Origin of the sequence: Ghiorsea bivora (assembly GCF_000744415.1) — a bacterium.
Lineage (GTDB): Bacteria > Pseudomonadota > Zetaproteobacteria > Mariprofundales > Mariprofundaceae > Ghiorsea > Ghiorsea bivora.
Genome location: NZ_JQLW01000006.1, coordinates 173,821 through 193,278, shown reverse-complemented (window position 1 = coordinate 193,278; position 19,458 = coordinate 173,821). Strand labels below are relative to the sequence as shown.

Sequence of the window (19,458 nt, the reverse complement as noted above, 5' to 3'; positions counted from 1 at the left end):
AAAATCACCCAAAGATTATGACAGAAAGAAGTTGAAAAAGGCACTGCGTAAAGCATTAGGTGAATAAGTGATAAATACGCTTAACTATGTTTTGAAACTCGGCTAAGCTTGCGTCATGTCATCTGAACAAATCCCGCAAACCTACGATAATCCTTTTGTTCATCTGCACACGCATTCGGACTATTCCATGCAACGCAGCACTGCCAAGGTGAAAAAGATGTTGGACTTGGTGGCATCTTTGCAGCAGCCCGCTGTGGCTTTAACTGATTATGGTAATTTATTTGGTGCGATTGAATTTTATTCGCAAGCCATGAGCCGAGGCATTAAACCCATTTTGGGTTGTGAGTTTAACCTTTGTGATACGATTCAAGAAAAAGTCAGCGAAGGGCCGCGTCGCCCTGATTTTCCGTCTATTGTCTTATTGGCACGGAACAATGTGGGCTGGCATAACCTGATTAAACTGGTGTCGATTGCTTCGTTGCAAGGTTATTATTATGAACCGCGTATTGATAAAGATTTGTTACGCGAGTATGGCGAAGGTTTGATTGCGTTGTCTTCGGGTTGGGATGGTGATGTTGAGCGTGCTTTAAGAAAAGGTGATAAAGAAGCTGCCCGAGAACTTGCCTTAGAATACAAAGATATTTTTGAAGAAGACAGTTTCTTCCTTGAGTTGCAGCGTTTAAATTATCATGGGCAAGAAACACTGAATCAAGAAGTGATTGCTTTGGCGCATGAAACCGATATTCCTTTGGTTGCTAGCAACAATGTTCATTTCCTCAATGAAGATGATAAACAGGCCTTTAAAGTGCTGTCGGCATTGCGGGATAATGCGACTTTGGATGCCGATGACTTGAATGGCTTGAGCGATGCACGGCATTTAAAAACATCCGAAGAAATGAATCGTTTGTTTGAAGATGTGCCTGAAGCATTGGAAAACACGGTGGTTATTGCCCAATCATGCAATGTGGAACTTGAGTTTTACAACTGGCAAATGCCAGATTTTCAAACACCTGATGGCTCGGATTTGAATGAATATTTGCGTACATTATCTAAGCAAGGTCTGGATAAACGCTGGGCAGCCATTACGCAGGGTACGCCTGATGCCGATAGGGCAGTGTATGATGCGCGGCTCAAATTTGAGTTGGATATTATTATTCAAATGGGTTTCCCCGGTTACTTTTTGATTGTATCCGACTTCATTATTTGGGGGAAAGAACAAGGTATTCCTGTGGGTCCAGGTCGTGGTTCGGGGGCAGGTTCATTGGTGGCGTATGTGCTTGAAATTACTGACCTTGACCCGATTAAGTACGGGCTTCTGTTTGAGCGATTTTTGAATCCAGAACGTATTTCCATGCCCGATTTTGATATTGATTTCTGCCGCGACCGTAGGGCAGAAGTGATTGACTATGTCACCCATAAATATGGTGAAGATAAAGTGGCGCAAATTATTACTTATGGCGCGATGAAAGCCAAGGCGGTGATTCGTGATGTTGGGCGGGTATTGGGCATTGATTTGGCTAAGGTGAATACTATTGCCAAGCTGATTTCATCGGATTTGGGCATCACGCTGGAAAAGGCTTTGGAGCAAGAGCCCAAGCTTGAAGCGATGTGTGAAGAAGACAATGAGGTGCAAGCTTTGTTTGATTTGGCGCTCAAGTTAGAGGGTATGAATCGCAATATTGGTAAACATGCAGCGGGTGTGATTATCGGGCGCTGGGCACTGGCAGAAACAGCGCCGCTGAACCGCGACCCCAAAGGTGGAGAAAACGCACATAAAAGTCCTGTGGTGCAGTGGGATATGGGCAGCGCTGAAAAAACAGGTTTAATCAAATTCGATTTCTTGGGTTTAAAAACTTTGACTGTGGTCGATTTGGCTGTGCGTTTGGTGCGTGAGACGGGTAACCCAGATTTTGATATTAATCATATCTCTATGGATGACACGGCAAGTTTTGAATTGATGCAAAGCGGGCAAACCGCAGCGGTATTCCAGATTGAATCCCAAGGTATGCGAGAGCTATTAACCAAGCTTTTACCTGATTGCTTTGAAGATGTGATTGCCTTGGTAGCACTTTATCGACCAGGTCCTTTGGAATCAGGCATGGTGGATACCTATGTGGAATGTAAACATGGTCGCCAAGAAATCCAATATGCGCTGCCTGAGTTAAAGCCTATTCTTGAAGAAACCAATGGCGTGATTTTGTATCAAGAACAGGTGATGAAAATTGCGCAGGTATTGGCAGGTTATTCGCTTGGACAAGCCGATATGCTGCGCCGAGCTATGGGTAAGAAAAAACCTGAAGAAATGCAGAAACAGCGCGAAATTTTCATGGAAGGCGCTGAGAAAAATGGGCATGACCCTGCCAAGGCTGAGCAAATTTTTGATTTGATGGAAAAGTTTGCGGGTTATGGTTTTAATAAATCACATTCAGCTGCATATGGTTTGATTTGTTACCAAACGGCATATCTCAAAGCGCATTATCCGCAAGCTTTTATGGCAGCGACATTATCATGCGATATGGGTTCGGATGAAAAAGTCATGGGTTTGGTTGCAGATTGTGAACATATGGGTTTAGAAATCTTGGCACCACACATCAATGAATCGGATTGGGAGTTTACGCCTGATGGCGATAAAGGTATTCGTTTTGGTTTGGGAGCCATCAAGGGCGTGGGTGAAGCTGCGATTCGTGCAATTGTGAAAGAACGCAAGGCACATGGTGCTTTTGAGAGTTTTGAGGATTTGATTACGCGTATTCCCAAAGGCTGTTTTAATAAACGTATTGGTGAGGCATTGATTAAAGCGGGTGCAATGGCAGGGCTTGTGCCACATATTGCAGCAGGCCTCAAAGGTTTGGATGCTGCACTGAATACGGCGAACCAGCGCAGGAAACAACAGAATGATAGGCAGTCTGCCTTGTTCTCCGTGGATTCTATTCGTGAAAATGAACCTGATTTATTCCCTGATGTGCCCAAGTGGGGTATGGGCGAAAATTTACAGGCAGAGCGAGAAGTATTTGGTTTCTTTTTGACAGGTCACCCTTTAGAAGAGCATTTGTCCAACCTTGAAAACCTTGGTGATACCAATTTAAGTTTGCTTGAAGAGTTGGAACATGAGTCCACTGTGATTTTACCTGTGTATATCTCATCCGTGCGTGATTATCGAACCAAAAATGGTGCCAATATGGCTTTTGTACAGGTCGATGATTTGTATGGTACTGCGGAATTGATTGTATTTGCCAAAACTTATGAAAAGTGTGGGGAAATGATTAAACCCGACCAAGTGATTTTACTGGCGGCGAAAGTGGATGCTAGCAAAAACAGCCCTGTGCTTATTGCAGAGCATGTCACATTGTTGGAAGATATACTGCCGCAACTGATTGAAAAAGTGTGTGTCCATAGTAGCACTACGCTTTGGGACGAAAGTATGATTGATGGTGTGAAGCAATTTTGTGTTAAACCTGTGGCTGTGAAAGATATAGGGGATACGAATCGTGAAGAAATAACCACGCAAGTACCCTTACACTTTGCGCTTCGCCGTCCTGATGGCAGTATTGCCGAGTTGGAAACCATGACTAGCTCATTTTTATGGCACCAAAGAAGCCAAGATTGGTTAAAAGAGTATGTGGATAAATCGTCCATAAAGATTGTATGCAAACCGTGGCAAGTGAAGTTTGCAGAGAAAAGAAAAGTTTATCAGGCAGGACAGGGGTAAAACATGGCGACATATCTGGAGTTTGAACGTCCAATTGCAGAAATGACATCCAAAATTGAGGAGTTATCACTGATGGGCGATGATGCGGATATTAATATTGCAGAAGAAGTCGAACGTTTGCATAAAAAACGTGATGACTTGGTAAAACGGGTATATGCCAAGGCGACACGCAGTGAAATTTGTCAGCTATCGCGTCATCCAGACCGTCCAAACTTATTGGATTATGTGCCTTTGATTTTTGATGATTTTCAAGAGTTGCACGGTGACCGTGCCTTTGCTGATGATGCAGCAATTGTTGGCGGTGTTGCACGTTTTCGTGAACATTCGGTGATGATTGTAGGGCATCAAAAAGGCAAAACAACCAAAGAAAAGTTGCATCGTAATTTTGGTATGGCAAAACCTGAAGGTTACCGCAAAGCATTGCGCTTGTTCAAACTTGCTGAGCGATTTGAGATGCCTGTGCTTACATTTATTGATACCGCAGGTGCATGGCCGGGTATTGATGCTGAAGAACGTGGTCAAAGTGAAGCCATTGCACGCAACTTGCAAGAGCTTGCCAAGCTTAAAGTACCCGTGATTGCCACTGTGATTGGCGAAGGAGGTTCGGGCGGTGCGCTGGCGATTGGTGTGGGTGATAGGTTATACATGCAAAAGTTTTCAACCTATGCCGTGATTTCACCTGAAGGCTGTGCTGCTATTCTTTGGCGCGATCGTAAGTTTGCACCAGAAGCCGCTGAAGCCTTGAAACCAACAGCTGTAGATATGCAAAACTTAGGTTTAATTGATGCAATTATTGATGAGCCAAAAGAAGGTGCACATCGTAATGTAGAGCAGGCAGCAGAGATGATGGCTGATACATTGTATAAAAGTTTAAGTGAACTGCTAAAAGTGCCCGCCAACACATTGCTGAAGCAGCGAGAGCAACGTTTGCGCGACTTGGGAGATTTTGGCACAAAAGCATAAACAAGTTCGTTAAACAGGGTATCGTGCATTACAGATGTTAAAATTTATATGGGCAGTGGTTGCCTTATTTCTACTTGTTTCTTGTCAGCCTCAGCTGCAAGATATTAAAGAAACACGTTTATTATTAGGCACAGTGGTAACTTTTACAGTCACTGGTAAACCAGAAGATGTTGCTTTACAGGCAATCACGCAGGCTGCGGCAGCGATGCAAGCGGTAGAAAACACTTTTACTACCCATGGTGATGTGTTGAATACCGTGAAAACCTTTAACCAAGCTGCGGTTGGTGAGGCTGTGCAGTTAGATGCAGCTGTGGATACATTATTGCAGCAATCCATAAAATATTGGCGCGAAACACAAGCAGCCTTTGACCCTACGCTAGGTGATTTGAACATGCGCTGGGGTTTTTCTGGTGATGTGGCACCAAGGCAAGTGTTATCAAAAGCAGAAGTGAGACAAGCCTTAACACGCTCAGGTGTGGATAACATACGGCGTATTGCACCCCGTACATGGGTGAAAGATAAGGCAGGGATTCAACTTGATTTTGGTGCGATTGCCAAGGGTTTGGCGATTGATAAAGGTATCGCAAAATTAAAGCATCTAGGCATACAACATGCTATTATTAATGCTGGCGGGGATATGCGTATTTTAGGTGACCATGGCGGTCAATCATGGCGTATTGCTATTCGTCATCCTAGGCAGGATACAGCATTGGGCTGGTTGGATATATCAGCAGATACTAGCATTGTAACATCGGGTGATTACGAACGTTTTTTTATAAGTCAGGGTAAGCGATACCACCATATTATCAATCCTAAAACGGGTTTTCCTGCAATGCAGTCGGTAAGTGTGACTGTTCAAGCACCCACAGCAATGCAAGCCGATGCCTTGAGTACAGCTTTGTTTATTTTGGGTTTTGAGAAAGGGATGTCACTTGTTGAAAGTATGCCCAATGTTGAGGCGATATGGGTGGACCCAGACATGTTGGTTCATATGAGTTCGGGTATAAAAACTCAATTTCATTTGCTGGATGAGAAAGAAAGTGAGTAAAAACTTGCAGCTTTTTGAAAATTCATCGATAATGGCATAATGATTGATTCAAATGCGGCAAATCATGAGGTTTTTCAAGGAAATGCATTCCCTGATTTGCGTGTTTTATACCCTGATGAGTTGCAACTTTTGTTTAGTTCTGCCGATCTGATAAGTTTTGAAGCCGATGAACCTGTGATTGAAGAAGGGCAGAAGGGTGAGTCTTTATACCTTGTGAAATCAGGGCAGTTGTTGGTGAATAAACGCCATGAAGATAATGTGTATGAAGTTGGTTCGATTACACCAGGTGATGTGTTTGGTGAGGCATCTGTGTTGTATCAAGGCACAGCTGGCGCAGAAGTTAGGGCTGTAGATGATTGTGAGTTGTATGCTGTTCCAGCAGAAACTGTACATATGTTGTTTGATAGTAATGAACGTTTCCTTAGGGCGACTACACAGCTGGCAGAACGACGTGCTGCAGCCAGTGCTTTAGCGGTTAACCCTGTTTTCTCAACCTTACCCATGGCAGTACGCGAAGTTGCATTATACAATGCGAAATATGTCAGTGTAAAAGAAGGTGAGGTCATTATTCATGAAGGTGATGAAGCTTCTTTTATGTTCTTAATTTTAGCAGGTAGGGTTGAAATCAGTTTTCAGCATCCAAGCGAACTTGATAGTAAAATTGTAGTGGCGGAGCAAGGCTCAGGTGATGAGTTGGGAGAAATTTCCGTGATTACAGGGTATCCACATGGTGCAACTGTGAAGGCTTTAGAACCTGTGCGTGTATTGGCGTTGCGTAATGCATGTATTGCAGCTTGGAGCGGGCGTTATTCCGACTTTGGTTATGCGCTTTATGGACAGGTTTATCGTAAACTGAAAGAAAACAGAGCTGTGCTTAGTGCAGTTTTGGATGATAGAGAAGCAAGAGATATGACGATTAATACAATTCCATCTTTAGAGGATTATAAGCTTAAACATCATCTTTAAGCTTTGCCACTTCATCGCGGTACTTGGCAGCATCCTCAAACCTTAAATCAGCAGCAGCTTCGGTCATTAAACGTTCAAGCTCATTGATACGCACGCTTTTCTCGTAAGGCGTTAACGGGGTAGGTTCTGCGATTTCTGGGATGTGGGCATAATCCAAGTTGTAAACCGAACCAAGAATATCTTGGATTTCTTTTTTAATGGTTAAAGGGGTGATGCCATGTTGTGCATTGTAAGCCAGTTGTTTTTCGCGGCGACGGCTGGTTTCATCCATGGCTTGTTTCATGGATTTTGTGATTTTGTCGGCATACAAAATAACCTTGCCTTCTGCATTGCGTGCAGCGCGACCAATGGTTTGAATCAGTGAACGCACAGAGCGTAAGAACCCTTCTTTGTCGGCATCAAAAATACAAACCAAGCTTACTTCGGGTAAATCCAAACCTTCGCGAAGTAAATTGATACCTACCAAGATATCAAACTCACCCAGACGCAAGTCACGCAAGATTTCCATGCGTTCAATGGTTTTAATATCAGAGTGTAAATAGCGTACTCTTAAACCTACATCGGTTAAATATTCAGTTAAATCTTCTGCCATACGTTTGGTTAAACAAGTGGCTAAGACACGGTCACCTTTGGTTATCACTTCATTGGCTGCACCAATGAAATCATCAACTTGCGTGCTTGCTGGGCGGACTTCAATTTCAGGGTCAATAAGCCCAGTTGGACGGATGATTTGTTCAATGAATACACCGCCTGTTTTTTCCATTTCATAATTGCCAGGTGTGGCTGAAACATGGATAATTTGTGGTGCAATGGCTTCAAACTCGTGAAATTGTAAGGGTCTATTGTCCAGTGCTGAGGGTAACCTAAAACCAAAGTCAACCAAGGTCTGTTTGCGTGCTCTATCGCCTTTAAACATACCACCAATTTGGGGTACAGTCACATGAGATTCATCCAGCATGACCACGGCATTATTGGGTAAATAATCCAGTAAAGTTGGTGGTGCTTCTCCAGCTTTTCTCCCTGATAAATGCCGCGAGTAATTTTCCATACCCGTGCAGTGTCCAATTTCTTGAATCATTTCTAAATCAAATATGGTGCGCTGCTCCAAGCGTTGGGCTTCAACCAGTTTGTTTTGGTCGTACAGCTCTGCCAAACGTTCAGACAACTCGACTTTGATGTTTTCCATAGCGTTAAGCAAGGTGGATCTGGGGGTAACAAAGTGCGATTTTGGAAAAACTGTGTATTTATGCAAAGATTCTATGCGTTGCCCAGTGAGTGGGTTGAAACGGGAAATAGCATCAATATCATCACCAAAAAATTCGACGCGAATGGCAGAGTCTTCAGCGTCGGCAGGGTAAATTTCAAGCACATCACCACGTAAACGAAATGTACCCCTGTGGAAATCCATATCATTTCGGGTGTATTGTAATTCGACCAGTTTATTGACGGCGGCACGTTGGTCTTGTTCGCGTCCTACTTCAAAATATTGCAACATATTAGCATACGCTTCAGGGCTACCTAGACCATAAATACATGATACAGAAGCAATAATAATCACATCTTCGCGTTCCAATAAAGCACGGGTGGCAGCGTGGCGCATTCTATCAATATGTTCATTGATGGCAGAGTCTTTTTCGATAAAAGTATCCGATGCTGGCACATATGCTTCAGGCTGATAATAGTCGTAATAAGATACGAAATATTCCACTGCATTTTCAGGGAAAAACTGCTTGAACTCGCCATAAAGTTGGGCTGCCAGTGTTTTGTTGGGAGCGAGGATTAGAGTTGGTTTTTGTGAACGTTCAATCACACATGCCATGGTGTAGGTTTTACCTGAGCCTGTGACCCCAAGCAAGACCTGGTGAGGTTCATCACTTTCAAGTCCGCGTACAAGCGTATCAATCGCGGCGGGTTGATCGCCTTGGGGTGTAAAATTGCCTGCGAGTTTGAATTTCATGGGCGAAGCTTACGCCAATAGGAAATGTTTGCATCCCAGTTGGTGGTGCATAGGTTTCTTTTTTGAAAAAAGCTGTGTGTTTAAAGGAGTAAACATGTTAAAGCATAATGTGGTTGGTGCTTGTTGTGGGTTGATGTTGTTGGTTGCACAAGTTGGTTATGCTGATGAAACACCAGCGCAAACTTTTTCGGGAAGTGTGAATTTTGGAGGCAACCTTAGCTCAGGTAATACCAATACGGATAACTTTGATGGTAACTTGGATTTATCCTATTCGTATCAAGATTGGGCTTCAACATTTACCTTCAAAGCCTCGCAAACAAAAGAAGATGGTGTATTAACCTCTGATTATTATGAGGCATATTTGCGTGGTAGTTATGATATTGTGAATCATATATATACTGTGATTCAGCTGGGTTATCGGCAAGATGAGTTTAGTGGTATTTATAGTGAAAAGTCTTATGTCGTAGCCTTGGGTTACCATGCTTTTACAGATGTTCCTAACTTTTTGGTGGATGTAGAGCTTGGTTATGGGCAGCGGATAACCGAGAAAGTGAACAAACTCAAAGTTGACCACGATAATGGTAAACATGTGGCTTTGATGAGTGAATATGTTTTTGATGGTGATAATAAGGTGAATGTGAAAATTTCGGGTGAGCTTGGCAATGACGATGATTTTTTATTGCGTGAAATCACTTGGGTTCACCAGCTTTTCCATGGTTTTACCGTTGATTTTAGCCATGAAGAACGAACCATTACAAAACCACCAGTGGGCAAGGTGCCTACGGATACGAAAACTTCGGTGTTGTTGGGTTATAGCTTTTAGTCCGAATTATTCATCAATCATGGTGATAATTGCGCAGAACCTTTGTTTTCAATACAGGGGCAAGCAAGGGTACGCCAGTATTTTGCGAATAATTCAGGCTAAATACAAGCGGGATGAAGGAATAGGCTTTAACGAAGTATTTTGAAGGTTGGCACAATTTAAACTTCGGGTATAGTGCAGCCTATGACTGAATTTGCTGTAATCTTATTGTCTGCCGTGTTGGTGAACAACTACGTGCTGACCAAGTTTTTGGGTATTTGTCCTTTTTTGGGTGTTTCGGGTAAACTTGAAACGGCGATTGGTATGTCGTTTGCGGTGATGTTTGTGATGACTTTAGCTTCGACCATGTCGTGGTTGATACAACAGTGGATTCTCATCCCATTGGATATTTTATATCTGCAAACCGTGTTTTTTATTCTGATTATTGCGGCACTGGTGCAGTTTGTGGAAATGGTGATGCATAAAACCAGCCCTGTATTGCACCAAGGTCTGGGTATCTTTTTACCTTTGATTACCACCAATTGCGCAGTTTTGGGTGTGGCTATCTTAAATGTTCAACAAGATTATTCGTTTTTTGCTTCGGTGTTGTATGGTTTTGGTGCTGCTGTGGGGTTTGCCTTGGTATTGGTTCTCTTTTCTGGTTTGCGTGAGCGTATCGAAGCTGCTCCTATTCCTGAGGTATTTAAAGGTTCGCCCATTGCTTTGATTACCGCAGGTATGATGGCATTGGCATTTATGGGTTTCTCAGGTTTGGTTAAAGTTTAAGTTATGCATGTTTTTTATGCGATTCTCATTTTTGCAGGTCTTGCTTTGTTGATTGGCGTGACATTGGCTTTAGCATCACGGTATTTCCATGTGGAAGGTGACCCTTTGGCGGATAATATCGATGCCTTGTTGCCACAGACACAATGTGGTCAATGTGGTTATCCCGGTTGCCGCCCCTATGCCAATGCAGTTGCGTCACAGGAAGCAGATGTGAATCAGTGCGTGCCTGGTGGTGAGCGCACCATGCAAGAAATCGCTAGTATTATGGGTGTGGAACCTAAAGAAATTGAAGAAGAAGAAACTGCCCCTATGGTTGCGTATATTCGAGAAGATGAATGTATTGGTTGCACGCTTTGTATTAAAGCCTGTCCTGTGGACTGTATTATTGGCGCACCCAAACAATACCATACAATTATTGCAGATCAGTGTACGGGTTGTACATTATGCTTGGAGCCATGCCCTGTGGACTGCATTGAAATGGTGGAAGTGCTAGAGCCTTTAGAGCATTGGTCTTGGCCTGTGCCAGGCACGTTGCGTGCTCAAGTGGCAGAGCAACGTAGAGCGGTTCACCATGAGGAAGAACATGTCTAAGTTGCTTGAGATGCTTAAAGGGCTGGGTGAACAGCTGCACCTTAAACCACAACACAGCTTCACGGGTGGTGTTCATCCACAAGAGTTGAAAAAGACGGCAGGTTTACCAAGCATGACTTGCCCGCTGCCTAAACAAATAATTTTGCCCATGAAACAACATATTGGTGATGCTTGTGAACCCTTGGTTAAGGTGGGGGATCATGTGTTGCGCGGGCAACAAATTGCGAAATCTCAAGGTTATTTATCCGTGCCTGTGCATGCATCAACCTCTGGCACGGTAACAAAAATTGAAGATCATGTGATTGCACATCCATCAGGTTTGGGTTTACCATGTATTTTTATCGAACCTGATGGCAAAGATGAGGTAGATGAGTCTTTGTATCCACTACCCAATTACCGCAGTGCGGACCCTATTGAACTGCGTGAGCGAATCAGAAGTGCAGGTTTAGCCGGTTTGGGTGGAGCAGCTTTTCCGACATTTATCAAACTGGTATTGGATCAACAAAATAAAATTGAAACGGTTGTACTTAATGGTATTGAGTGTGAACCTTGGTTAACCAATGACCATCAACTCATGTTGGAAAAAGCGCATGAGATTGTCACAGGCATGGATATTTTGATGCATATGGTAGGCTCACAGCAGGGTATTATTGCCATTGAAGACAACAAAATGGATACCGTAGAAGTGATGCAGAAAACCTTGGTTGATATGGGGCTTGATGCAAGTGTACGTATTGAAGTATTGCCCACCAAATACCCACAAGGCGGTGAAAAACAGCTGATTCAAGTGTTGACGGGTAAAGAAGTTCCTGCAGGTCGGTTGCCTATTCAGGTTGGCGTGCTTTCGCAAAATGTAGGTACAAGCAAAGCCATTTATGATGCGGTTTGTTTGGGCGAAGCTTTAACTGAGCGTATGATGACAGTGAGTGGAGATGCCTTGCCCAACCCAACCAATATGCGTGTGCGTTTGGGTACACCTGTTGCATGGCTGCTTGAGCAATGTGGTTTAGATGATACGGATGGCATTAAAGTGATTCACGGTGGCCCGATGATGGGTGATATTTTAACAGATATGCGTATCCCTGTGGTTAAGGCGAGTAATGGTATTCTTGCTATGCGTATATCAACATTGATGCAAGCACATCACCAAGAAGACCCGTGTATTCGTTGTGGGGATTGTGGTGATGTATGTCCTGCAGGTTTGATGCCCAATTTGTTGGCTGTGCATTGCAAAGAAGAACAGTTTGAAAGAGCTGAAGATTACAATCTTTTTGATTGTATTGAGTGTGGTGCATGCAGCTATGTTTGCCCATCGCATATTCCTTTGGTGCATTATTTCCGTTTTGGTAAAGGAAAAGTGGCACAAATTCGCCGTGAAAAAGCGTTTGCTGAAGAGTCACGCAAACGCTCTGAAACGCGTGATGCACGCATTGCGCAAGAGCTGGCTGAAAAAGAAGAAAAACGCCGTATCGCCAAAGAGAAAAAAGAAGCAAGAGCTAAGGCTTTGGCAGAAAAACAAGCCCAAGAAGCTGCTGAGGGTGAAACTAAGAAACCTGAGGCTGAGTCATGATTTTTTTAAGTTCTCCCCATCAGCATAGCGGCAACAGCATACAATTAACCATGTTTTCGGTTATTATTGCTTTAATTCCAGCAGCCATGGTCAGTGTGTATTTGTATGGTTGGCTGGCAGTGTTTTTACTGACCACTTGCATCGGTATGAGTCTGCTCACTGAATATGTCGTGCTGCGTATGATGAAGCGAGATACAGCAAGGCTTTGGGACGGTTCTGCGGCATTAACGGGTTTATTTTTAGCATTGGTGTTGCCTGCGGCAGTGCCATGGTGGATTGCGGTTTTTGCCGCGGTTTTTGCCATTCTTTTGGGTAAACAATTGTATGGTGGTTTGGGCTATAACTTGTTTAACCCTGCATTAGCAGCGCGTGTGGTATTGTTGATTTCGTTTCCGCTGTATATGACATCATGGTTAATTCCCATGCATATGGGTGCAGTGCTGGATATGTATGATTTCAGCAACAGTCTATCCTTCTTTTTCTTAGGACCTGATGCCGTGAAACAAACATGGGATGCCATTACTATGGCGACACCATTAGGGCATGTAAAAACAGAGCTTACCCAAGGCGTTACTGTGGGTGAAGCTTTAGCCAATTATCAGTATTCCACACTTAATGCTTTTATTGGTCGTGAAGCAGGTAGCTTGGGTGAGGGCAGCGCCTTGGCGTTGTTGATGGGTGGTATTTGGCTGATGGCAAGGCATACCATTTCTTGGCATATCCCTGTATCTTATTTGTTAACAGTGGCTGTGTTTGCAGGTATTTTCAACCTGATTAATCCTGATGTGTATGCACCGCCATTGTTTCATTTGTTGGCAGGTGGTTTGATTTTGTGCGCGTTTTTTATGGCGACCGATCCTGTATCCTCACCATCTTCAGGCATAGGTAAAATCGTGTTTGGTGTGGGTTGTGGTTTGCTTACATGGGTGATTCGTACGTTTGGTAACTACCCTGAAGGTGCAATGTTTGCAGTGGTTCTCATGAACTGTGCCACTCCGCTGATTGATTATTATATCAGACCACGCGTGTATGGTTATAAACGTGGTGAAAAATCATGATAAGCTTGGATAAAACACAGCAACGAATGGTGCTGGCATTATTTATAGTCGGGTTAATTGCGGCATCATTGTTGGCTATAGCAGACCAAATTACGCAAGAACCGATTGCGGAAGCACAACGAGCGGCTTTGCATAAAGGTTTGGTGCAAGTCTTGCCTGAGCATGATAACGACCCTGTAAAAGATGCTTTTGTGTATTCATTGTCGGATACTAAGCAGCTTCAAGTATTTCCTGCGCGTGACAAAAGCGGGCGTGTGATTGGCTATGCGTGGGAGCAAATTGCACCCGATGGTTATTCAGGTACGATTCGAATTTTGATGGGTATCCGTGTTGCGGGTGAAATTGTAGCGATTCGTATTACTGAGCATAAAGAAACCCCAGGTTTGGGTGATGGTATTACCAAAAACACAGCATGGTTAAAAAGTTTTGTGAGCAAGACACTAGATAATGTTACATGGAAAGTGAAAAAAGATGGTGGTGATTTTGACCAGTTCACTGGGGCGACCATTAGCCCTCGTGCCGTGGTAAAAGCAGTACATCATGGCTTAAGCATGTACAAAAAAAGCCGACGAGGTTTTTATAAAGCATACAAGGCCAACCAGCAGCAGAAAGAAGATAAACAGTTGGCGAATCAAAAGTCTGGAGGTTCATCGTGAATTCATCATCATCCAGTACAGAGATAGGTAAGCAAGAGATATTTAATGATGGTTTTTGGTATAATAATGCCATTTTTGCTCAGTTATTAGGTATGTGTCCATTGCTTGGAGTAACCACCTCGGCTGAGAATGGTTTTTGGATGGGTTTGGCAACATTATTGGTACTGATGGGCTCCAACTTGATTGTATCCTTGGTTCGAGATTTTATTCCGAGTGAAGTACGTATTCCCGCATATATTGTCATTATTGCATCCTTGGTGACTGTGGTTGAATTGGTCATGAATGCTTGGATGCATGAGATGTACTTAGTTTTAGGGCTATTTATTCCCTTGATTGTGGTGAACTGTGCAATTTTGGGCAGAGCCGAAGCTTTTGCCAGTAAAAATAGCGTGTCAGATTCACTTATGGATGCTTTGGGTATGGGTTTAGGTTTCACTTTTGCTTTGTTACTTCTTGGTGGTGTACGCGAACTTTTAGGGCAAGGTCATTTGTTTGGTTTTGATGTGTTTGGTGCAGATTATCCTGATGTATTGGTCTTTATTTTGCCACCAGGAGCATTTATTGCGCTTGGTTTTATTTTGGCAGGTGTAAATCTTATTAATATACGTATGCAAAAGAAAAAAGAAGCTTTAGCTGCGCAGCAAGTAGCACAAGAAGTGAGCAGCTGATGCATTTGTGGTTGATGGTTATGATGTCATCTATGCGTGAAGAAAAACAGTGAAAACAGATGTTAAATTGCCAACAATATCATTGATACATGCTTGAGATTTGTAATCTATCGTTGTCCATTCCAGTGTCAGGTCAGCATATTAAAGCAGTATCTGATGTATCGCTAAGTTTAAAAGCGGGCAAAGTATTAGCCTTGGTGGGCGAGTCGGGTTGTGGTAAAAGTTTGACGGCACAATCCATGTTAAGGCTTGGTGAGTTTCAAGGTGTGAATAAAGAATCAGGTGATATTTTGCTTCATGGCAAAAGCCTGTTTGATATATCTGCACATGAACTACGCAAGATTCGTGGTGGTGTTATTTCCATGATTTTCCAAGAGCCGATGACTGCGCTCAATCCTGTATTTTCGATTGGTAGCCAAATTTTAGAAGTGATTCATTTACATACAGACTTGGATAAAGGTGCCGCAGTTCAAAGAGCATTGTCTTTACTGGCTGATGTTGGTCTGCAAGATGGTGAGCACCTGATGCAGCAATATCCAGATTCACTTTCAGGTGGTATGCGTCAACGTATTCTTATTGCCATGGCAATGGCAGGTGAGCCTGAATTTATTATTGCTGATGAGCCAACCACAGCCTTGGATGTTTCGGTACAAAAACGAATTATTGCTTTGTTGCGTAGTCTACAACGAGAAAAGGGTTTAGGTATGTTGTTGGTCACCCATGATTTTGGGCTGGTTGCTGAAATGGCAGATGAAGTGGCTGTGATGTATGCGGGTGAAATTGTTGAGCAAGCATCGGTGATGGATATTTTTGATAAACCATCACATCCTTATACCCAAGCGTTGATGAAGTGTCGCCCTGAGTTTACCAAAGATGGTCAACTGGCGGTGATTCCTGGCAATGTGCCAAGCCCTGGTGATTGGGCGCAGGGATGCCGTTTTGCACCGCGTTGTGATAGGGCAAGTCAATTGTGTGCTGCTGCACCTGTTCGTCTTGATGCTTGGCATAGTGGGGTGCATCAAGCACGTTGTATTAGGGTTGCTGAATCATGAGTGTGTTAAGCGTTCAACATATTCGCAAAGTGTTTAAGGGTGGTGGTTTCTTTGGCGGTGGTGCAGAAAAAATTGCGGTGAATGATTTAAGCTTTGATTTGGTTAGGGGTGAGACACTGGCGATTGTGGGTGAATCAGGTAGTGGCAAGTCAACTACAGCACGATTAGCCATGCGTTTATTGGATGCCGATGCAGGGCAAGTCATATGGGCTGGCGAAGATGTTAGTTTGTTAACGGGCAAAGCTTTGCGGGAAAAACGTAAACATTTGCAAATGGTATTTCAAGACCCTTTTGCCTCGCTAAATCCTAAAATGAAAATTGTGGATACGGTGGCAGAAGGTTTGCGTGTGCATCAGCCAAGTTTAAGCAAGGCAGAGCGCAGGCGTAAAGTAGCTGAAACATTACAGTTATGTGGCTTGGGTGAAGAAGCTTTGGATAGGTATCCACACCAGTTTTCAGGTGGGCAACGGCAACGTATAGGCATTGCTAGAGCATTGATTGTGCAGCCTGAAGTGTTGGTTTTGGATGAACCTGTATCTGCGTTGGATGTGTCTGTACAAGCCCAGATTTTGAACTTATTAAAACAACTGCAACAAGAAAAAGGTTTGGCATATTTGTTTATTTCCCATGATTTATCCGTGGTGCAACATATTGCGACGCGGGTAATGGTCATGTTTGCAGGTTTTGTGGTGGAAGAGGGCGATGTAGATACGGTGTTTAATCATCCTAAACATCCTTACACCAAATCATTATTGGATGCCAAACCCATCAGTCACCCTAGCCAACGTAGTGATGAAGATGTGATTGCTGTGGATGAAGGTGTGGCAAGTGTTGGTTGTGCCTTTGCGCCGCGTTGTGCCTTTGCTCAAGATGCGTGTAAATTATTTGATATGCAGCTTAAGGATGGCGTAGCTTGTTTGTATCCACTGTAACTTTCCACAGCAGAGGACACGCGAAGGAAGTGTGCGAATAATTTCTCATGCCGAGTAGTGGAGGCATCTAAGACCTTTCGGCTTCGCTCAAGGTGACAGGTTATCATCGAGAAATAACTCGTCATACCCGCGAAGGCGGGTATCCATGTGTGTTGAGTAGCTTAGGTGGATTCCCTCCTGAAGGTGAATTGCATAGCAAGAGAGACCACCCTGGGGTGGCGAGGGAATGACAAAGGGAGAGTTGAAGTGGAAGTAGCATCTTTAATTAAACGTGTAGCCCGTGGTAAACATGGCTCAGAGCATTTGAATCAGGATGAAGCGCGTTTTGTATTCTCCGAGTTATTAAATCCACAAGCTGATGCATTGCAGTTGGGTGCGTTTTTGATTGCCCAGCGCATGAAAGGGGAAACCTCTGCTGAGCTTGCAGGTTTTGTCCAAGCTGCCCGTGAGCATGTGTCTCATTTTAATCATACCATTGCCCCGCAAGGTACGGTGGATTTACCTTGTTATGCGGGTAAACGTCGCGCAGCACATGCTTATTTGATTGCGGCTCTGGAAGCCAAAGACAAAGGTATTCCCATTTTTGTGCATGGCATATCCCACATCGAAGGACGTGTCACAGCTTGGCAGGTATTACAAACAGTGGGCATTAAAGCTGCGACCACATTATCTGAAGCCAAGAATATCATGGATGAACATGGCATGGTGTATATGGATTTAGAGGATATATGCCCTGACTTGAATCGAATTTATCATTTGCGCGATAGATTGGGTGTACGCTCCTTTGTCAACACGGTTGCTAGGTTGCTCAACCCCATGCAGTGCGACAAACAACTCAACGGCTTTTTTCATACCCCATATGCCGATTATATGGCAGAAGCGAATGTATTGCTTGGTCAAAAGGAATCTTTGGTGTTTATGGGCGCAGAAGGTGAGCCTGAATTGTATGCTGATAGGCAAAAGGTAGTAAAGCATCAAACAGGGAACACGATTGAAAGCATAGCCTTTGAAGATAGTGGTTGTGAAACATATCCCAAACAAGCGGTGGAAGACTTACAACAAATTTATGATGATTTTCAGCGCATGTTAAATGGTAATAGAACCGAGCGAGAGCAAGCTACAGTTGAAAGAGTGAAGCAGGTTATTTTTTCACTTAATAGTCACCTTGTTATTGCTGTTTAACTGACCATCCCTTTATGAGATAAAAGTAGTTTCAAGATAATTGCTATTATGAATATTATACCAATACCTGCGATATAAATAATTACTTCCATTGTTGTTAAGTTTTCCATAGTCCACCTGTGACAGCTAAAGGTTTTAGTTTTTTTAATCTACCCTCCTAATTGAGTGTAGGTAAAATATCGAAAGATTTATATGGTATATCAGTGGCAATTTACTTGAATAGAGATTACCTTTTAAATCATAACTTATCCACAGGGCTATGCAAGTAATGGGAGAATGAATGGACACCAATATAATGAACTATCACGCGCATATTTATTATAATGAAAGCACTTTTGAGCAAGCATCCAAGCTTTGCGATGAAGTGGGTGTATTGTTTGATGTGCCTGTTGGTTTTAAACACCAACAACCTGTGGGTCCGCACCCCATGTGGAGCTGTCAGATTAGCTTAACGGCTGAGAAGTTTGCAGAAGTTGTGCCTTGGTTAATGCTTAACCGAAAAGGTTTAACTGTGTTTATTCATGGAAACACAGGCGATGACCTTAAAGACCATACCGAGCATACCATGTGGATGGGCAGTATAGAGTCACTAAACTTGGATATATTTAAATAATTTTCTAGTGCGTCATACCCGCGTAGGCGGGTATCCATTATTGGTAGTGGATTCCCACCTCCGTGGGAATGACGAGAGGATGAGAGAGATGTCATACTGAGCATAGTCAAGGTATATTCAAAACAGAAAGGCCTTTCGAGTGCGTAGCTTGCCTGTGGATTCCCGTCTTCCCTCAGGGGATACTCTCTTGCTACGCAATTCACCTAATCGTGGGAATGACGAGGGTAAGGGTTACTTGATAGGGAATAGTTTGTTTAAAGCTTGTTTGACCTGCGTTTGGTCTTTTTTATTGAGCGTGCCTGCTTTTCTTAGAATCAGTTGATGGTCTAGTGTAAATAATTTCATGCGCACAATGGAAGGTGATGATAGACCTGCGGCATCAAGGTCTCTGATTTCAACATCCAATACCCAATCAGAATTACTGGCGCTGGTAATCATAGCCAATACAGATTGACCCACGGGAAGATTGAAGCTTTTTGCATCAGAAAGTACCAGTGCAGGCCTGCGTTTTGTGGTTGCTCTATCCGTGAATGGAAAGGGAACAACAACGACATCAAATGCCTCAAAGGTCATTGTAGGCTTGTTCGTCTTCGGCGGTTGCCCATTCGGTTAGGGTGGCTTCAATGCCTTTTGCAAATGCGAAATCAATAGGCTGCGCTTTCCTAAGCTGTATGGAATTATCTTGAATATCGAAAGCCACGGCATCGCCTGCTTGAAGATGAAGGGCTTTACGAACAGGCTTAGGAATAGTTGCCTGATATTTACTGGTTAGTTTACTTGTTGCTGTTTGCATATCTAAACCTCTATGTATGAATGTAATGACAGTATTACCCATTACCTATGATATTGCAAGTTCTTTCATGATACATATGCTAAAAGCACAAAAAAAGAGGCCACCTCGCGGC

Annotated in this window: 18 protein-coding genes; 15 read left to right on the top strand and 3 right to left on the bottom strand. The window is 43.3% G+C overall.

Features of this window, described 5'->3' with window-relative positions:
* Positions 1–115 precede the first annotated feature (115 nt).
* Genes dnaE through DM09_RS03530 form a run of 4 tightly spaced genes read left to right on the top strand, consistent with a single transcriptional unit; the run spans position 116 to position 6,686 of the window.
* Positions 116–3,709, top strand: a complete 3,594-nt coding sequence (dnaE, locus tag DM09_RS03545; protein WP_051938057.1) for a DNA polymerase III subunit alpha — start codon at positions 116–118, stop codon at positions 3,707–3,709.
* 3 nt (positions 3,710–3,712) lie between these two features.
* Positions 3,713–4,672: an acetyl-CoA carboxylase carboxyltransferase subunit alpha gene (locus DM09_RS03540; protein ID WP_038247688.1), complete on the top strand. Its 960-nt coding sequence runs from the start codon at positions 3,713–3,715 to the stop codon at positions 4,670–4,672.
* Between the two features lie 34 nt (positions 4,673–4,706).
* Entirely contained in the window at positions 4,707–5,720 is a 1,014-nt protein-coding gene (locus DM09_RS03535; RefSeq protein WP_051938055.1) for an FAD:protein FMN transferase, read from the top strand.
* Positions 5,721–5,759: 39 nt separating this feature from the next.
* Entirely contained in the window at positions 5,760–6,686 is a 927-nt protein-coding gene (locus DM09_RS03530; protein ID WP_038247687.1) for a cyclic nucleotide-binding domain-containing protein, read from the top strand.
* Here DM09_RS03530 and uvrB read toward each other — a convergent pair.
* Positions 6,670–8,643, bottom strand: a complete 1,974-nt coding sequence (gene uvrB, locus DM09_RS03525; RefSeq protein WP_038247686.1) for an excinuclease ABC subunit UvrB — start codon at positions 8,641–8,643, stop codon at positions 6,670–6,672. The two genes, DM09_RS03530 and uvrB, sit on opposite strands and share 17 nt — an antisense overlap.
* A 94-nt stretch (positions 8,644–8,737) precedes the next feature.
* On the opposite strand from uvrB, the gene DM09_RS03520 reads away from it, so the two are divergent.
* The 11 genes from DM09_RS03520 to DM09_RS03470 all read left to right on the top strand — a co-directional run bounded on the left by DM09_RS03520 (position 8,738) and on the right by DM09_RS03470 (position 18,553).
* The gene (locus DM09_RS03520) at positions 8,738–9,466 is read left to right on the top strand and encodes a DUF481 domain-containing protein (protein WP_038247685.1); all 729 of its coding nucleotides are present in this window, start codon (positions 8,738–8,740) and stop codon (positions 9,464–9,466) included.
* Positions 9,467–9,649: 183 nt separating this feature from the next.
* Complete coding sequence (gene rsxA / locus DM09_RS03515; RefSeq protein ID WP_038247684.1) at positions 9,650–10,231, top strand: electron transport complex subunit RsxA; 582 nt, start codon at positions 9,650–9,652, stop codon at positions 10,229–10,231.
* Between the two features lie 3 nt (positions 10,232–10,234).
* Positions 10,235–10,822, top strand: a complete 588-nt coding sequence (rsxB, locus tag DM09_RS03510) for an electron transport complex subunit RsxB (protein ID WP_038247683.1) — start codon at positions 10,235–10,237, stop codon at positions 10,820–10,822.
* Positions 10,815–12,392: an electron transport complex subunit RsxC gene (gene rsxC, locus DM09_RS03505; protein WP_232507737.1), complete on the top strand. Its 1,578-nt coding sequence runs from the start codon at positions 10,815–10,817 to the stop codon at positions 12,390–12,392. Before rsxB ends, rsxC begins: the two co-directional genes overlap by 8 nt.
* Complete coding sequence (locus DM09_RS03500) at positions 12,389–13,450, top strand: RnfABCDGE type electron transport complex subunit D (RefSeq protein WP_038247682.1); 1,062 nt, start codon at positions 12,389–12,391, stop codon at positions 13,448–13,450. The genes rsxC and DM09_RS03500 overlap by 4 nt, the downstream gene beginning before the upstream one ends.
* Entirely contained in the window at positions 13,447–14,106 is a 660-nt protein-coding gene (locus tag DM09_RS03495; protein WP_232507736.1) for an RnfABCDGE type electron transport complex subunit G, read from the top strand. The genes DM09_RS03500 and DM09_RS03495 overlap by 4 nt, the downstream gene beginning before the upstream one ends.
* Positions 14,103–14,774, top strand: coding sequence for an electron transport complex subunit E (locus DM09_RS03490; RefSeq protein ID WP_318024132.1), 672 nt, complete (start codon positions 14,103–14,105; stop codon positions 14,772–14,774). The genes DM09_RS03495 and DM09_RS03490 overlap by 4 nt, the downstream gene beginning before the upstream one ends.
* An 89-nt stretch (positions 14,775–14,863) precedes the next feature.
* Entirely contained in the window at positions 14,864–15,826 is a 963-nt protein-coding gene (locus DM09_RS03485) for an ABC transporter ATP-binding protein (RefSeq protein ID WP_038247681.1), read from the top strand.
* Positions 15,823–16,758 (top strand): ABC transporter ATP-binding protein, encoded by a 936-nt coding sequence (locus DM09_RS03480; protein WP_038247680.1) that lies wholly within the window; start codon positions 15,823–15,825, stop codon positions 16,756–16,758. The genes DM09_RS03485 and DM09_RS03480 overlap by 4 nt, the downstream gene beginning before the upstream one ends.
* Before the next feature lie 246 nt (positions 16,759–17,004).
* The gene (locus DM09_RS11320) at positions 17,005–17,940 is read left to right on the top strand and encodes an anthranilate phosphoribosyltransferase (protein WP_038247679.1); all 936 of its coding nucleotides are present in this window, start codon (positions 17,005–17,007) and stop codon (positions 17,938–17,940) included.
* Positions 17,941–18,220: 280 nt separating this feature from the next.
* Positions 18,221–18,553: a DOPA 4,5-dioxygenase family protein gene (locus DM09_RS03470; protein ID WP_051938051.1), complete on the top strand. Its 333-nt coding sequence runs from the start codon at positions 18,221–18,223 to the stop codon at positions 18,551–18,553.
* A gap of 231 nt (positions 18,554–18,784) precedes the next feature.
* On the opposite strand, the gene DM09_RS03465 is transcribed toward DM09_RS03470, so the two are convergent.
* A complete protein-coding gene (locus tag DM09_RS03465) occupies positions 18,785–19,126 on the bottom strand; it encodes a type II toxin-antitoxin system PemK/MazF family toxin (protein ID WP_038247678.1) in 342 nt (113 codons plus the stop codon).
* Positions 19,116–19,346, bottom strand: coding sequence for an AbrB/MazE/SpoVT family DNA-binding domain-containing protein (locus DM09_RS03460; protein WP_038247677.1), 231 nt, complete (start codon positions 19,344–19,346; stop codon positions 19,116–19,118). The genes DM09_RS03465 and DM09_RS03460 overlap by 11 nt, the downstream gene beginning before the upstream one ends.
* Positions 19,347–19,458: the final 112 nt, after the last annotated feature.

Coding starts and splice junctions, on each gene's coding strand:
- dnaE (WP_051938057.1), top strand. CDS start 116: ATGTCATCTGAACAAATCCCGCAAACCTACGATAATCCTTTTGTTCAT.
- DM09_RS03540 (WP_038247688.1), top strand. CDS start 3,713: ATGGCGACATATCTGGAGTTTGAACGTCCAATTGCAGAAATGACATCC.
- DM09_RS03535 (WP_051938055.1), top strand. CDS start 4,707: ATGTTAAAATTTATATGGGCAGTGGTTGCCTTATTTCTACTTGTTTCT.
- DM09_RS03530 (WP_038247687.1), top strand. CDS start 5,760: ATGATTGATTCAAATGCGGCAAATCATGAGGTTTTTCAAGGAAATGCA.
- uvrB (WP_038247686.1), bottom strand. CDS start 8,643: ATGAAATTCAAACTCGCAGGCAATTTTACACCCCAAGGCGATCAACCC.
- DM09_RS03520 (WP_038247685.1), top strand. CDS start 8,738: ATGTTAAAGCATAATGTGGTTGGTGCTTGTTGTGGGTTGATGTTGTTG.
- rsxA (WP_038247684.1), top strand. CDS start 9,650: ATGACTGAATTTGCTGTAATCTTATTGTCTGCCGTGTTGGTGAACAAC.
- rsxB (WP_038247683.1), top strand. CDS start 10,235: ATGCATGTTTTTTATGCGATTCTCATTTTTGCAGGTCTTGCTTTGTTG.
- rsxC (WP_232507737.1), top strand. CDS start 10,815: ATGTCTAAGTTGCTTGAGATGCTTAAAGGGCTGGGTGAACAGCTGCAC.
- DM09_RS03500 (WP_038247682.1), top strand. CDS start 12,389: ATGATTTTTTTAAGTTCTCCCCATCAGCATAGCGGCAACAGCATACAA.
- DM09_RS03495 (WP_232507736.1), top strand. CDS start 13,447: ATGATAAGCTTGGATAAAACACAGCAACGAATGGTGCTGGCATTATTT.
- DM09_RS03485 (WP_038247681.1), top strand. CDS start 14,864: ATGCTTGAGATTTGTAATCTATCGTTGTCCATTCCAGTGTCAGGTCAG.
- DM09_RS03480 (WP_038247680.1), top strand. CDS start 15,823: ATGAGTGTGTTAAGCGTTCAACATATTCGCAAAGTGTTTAAGGGTGGT.
- DM09_RS03470 (WP_051938051.1), top strand. CDS start 18,221: ATGGACACCAATATAATGAACTATCACGCGCATATTTATTATAATGAA.
- DM09_RS03465 (WP_038247678.1), bottom strand. CDS start 19,126: ATGACCTTTGAGGCATTTGATGTCGTTGTTGTTCCCTTTCCATTCACG.
- DM09_RS03460 (WP_038247677.1), bottom strand. CDS start 19,346: ATGCAAACAGCAACAAGTAAACTAACCAGTAAATATCAGGCAACTATT.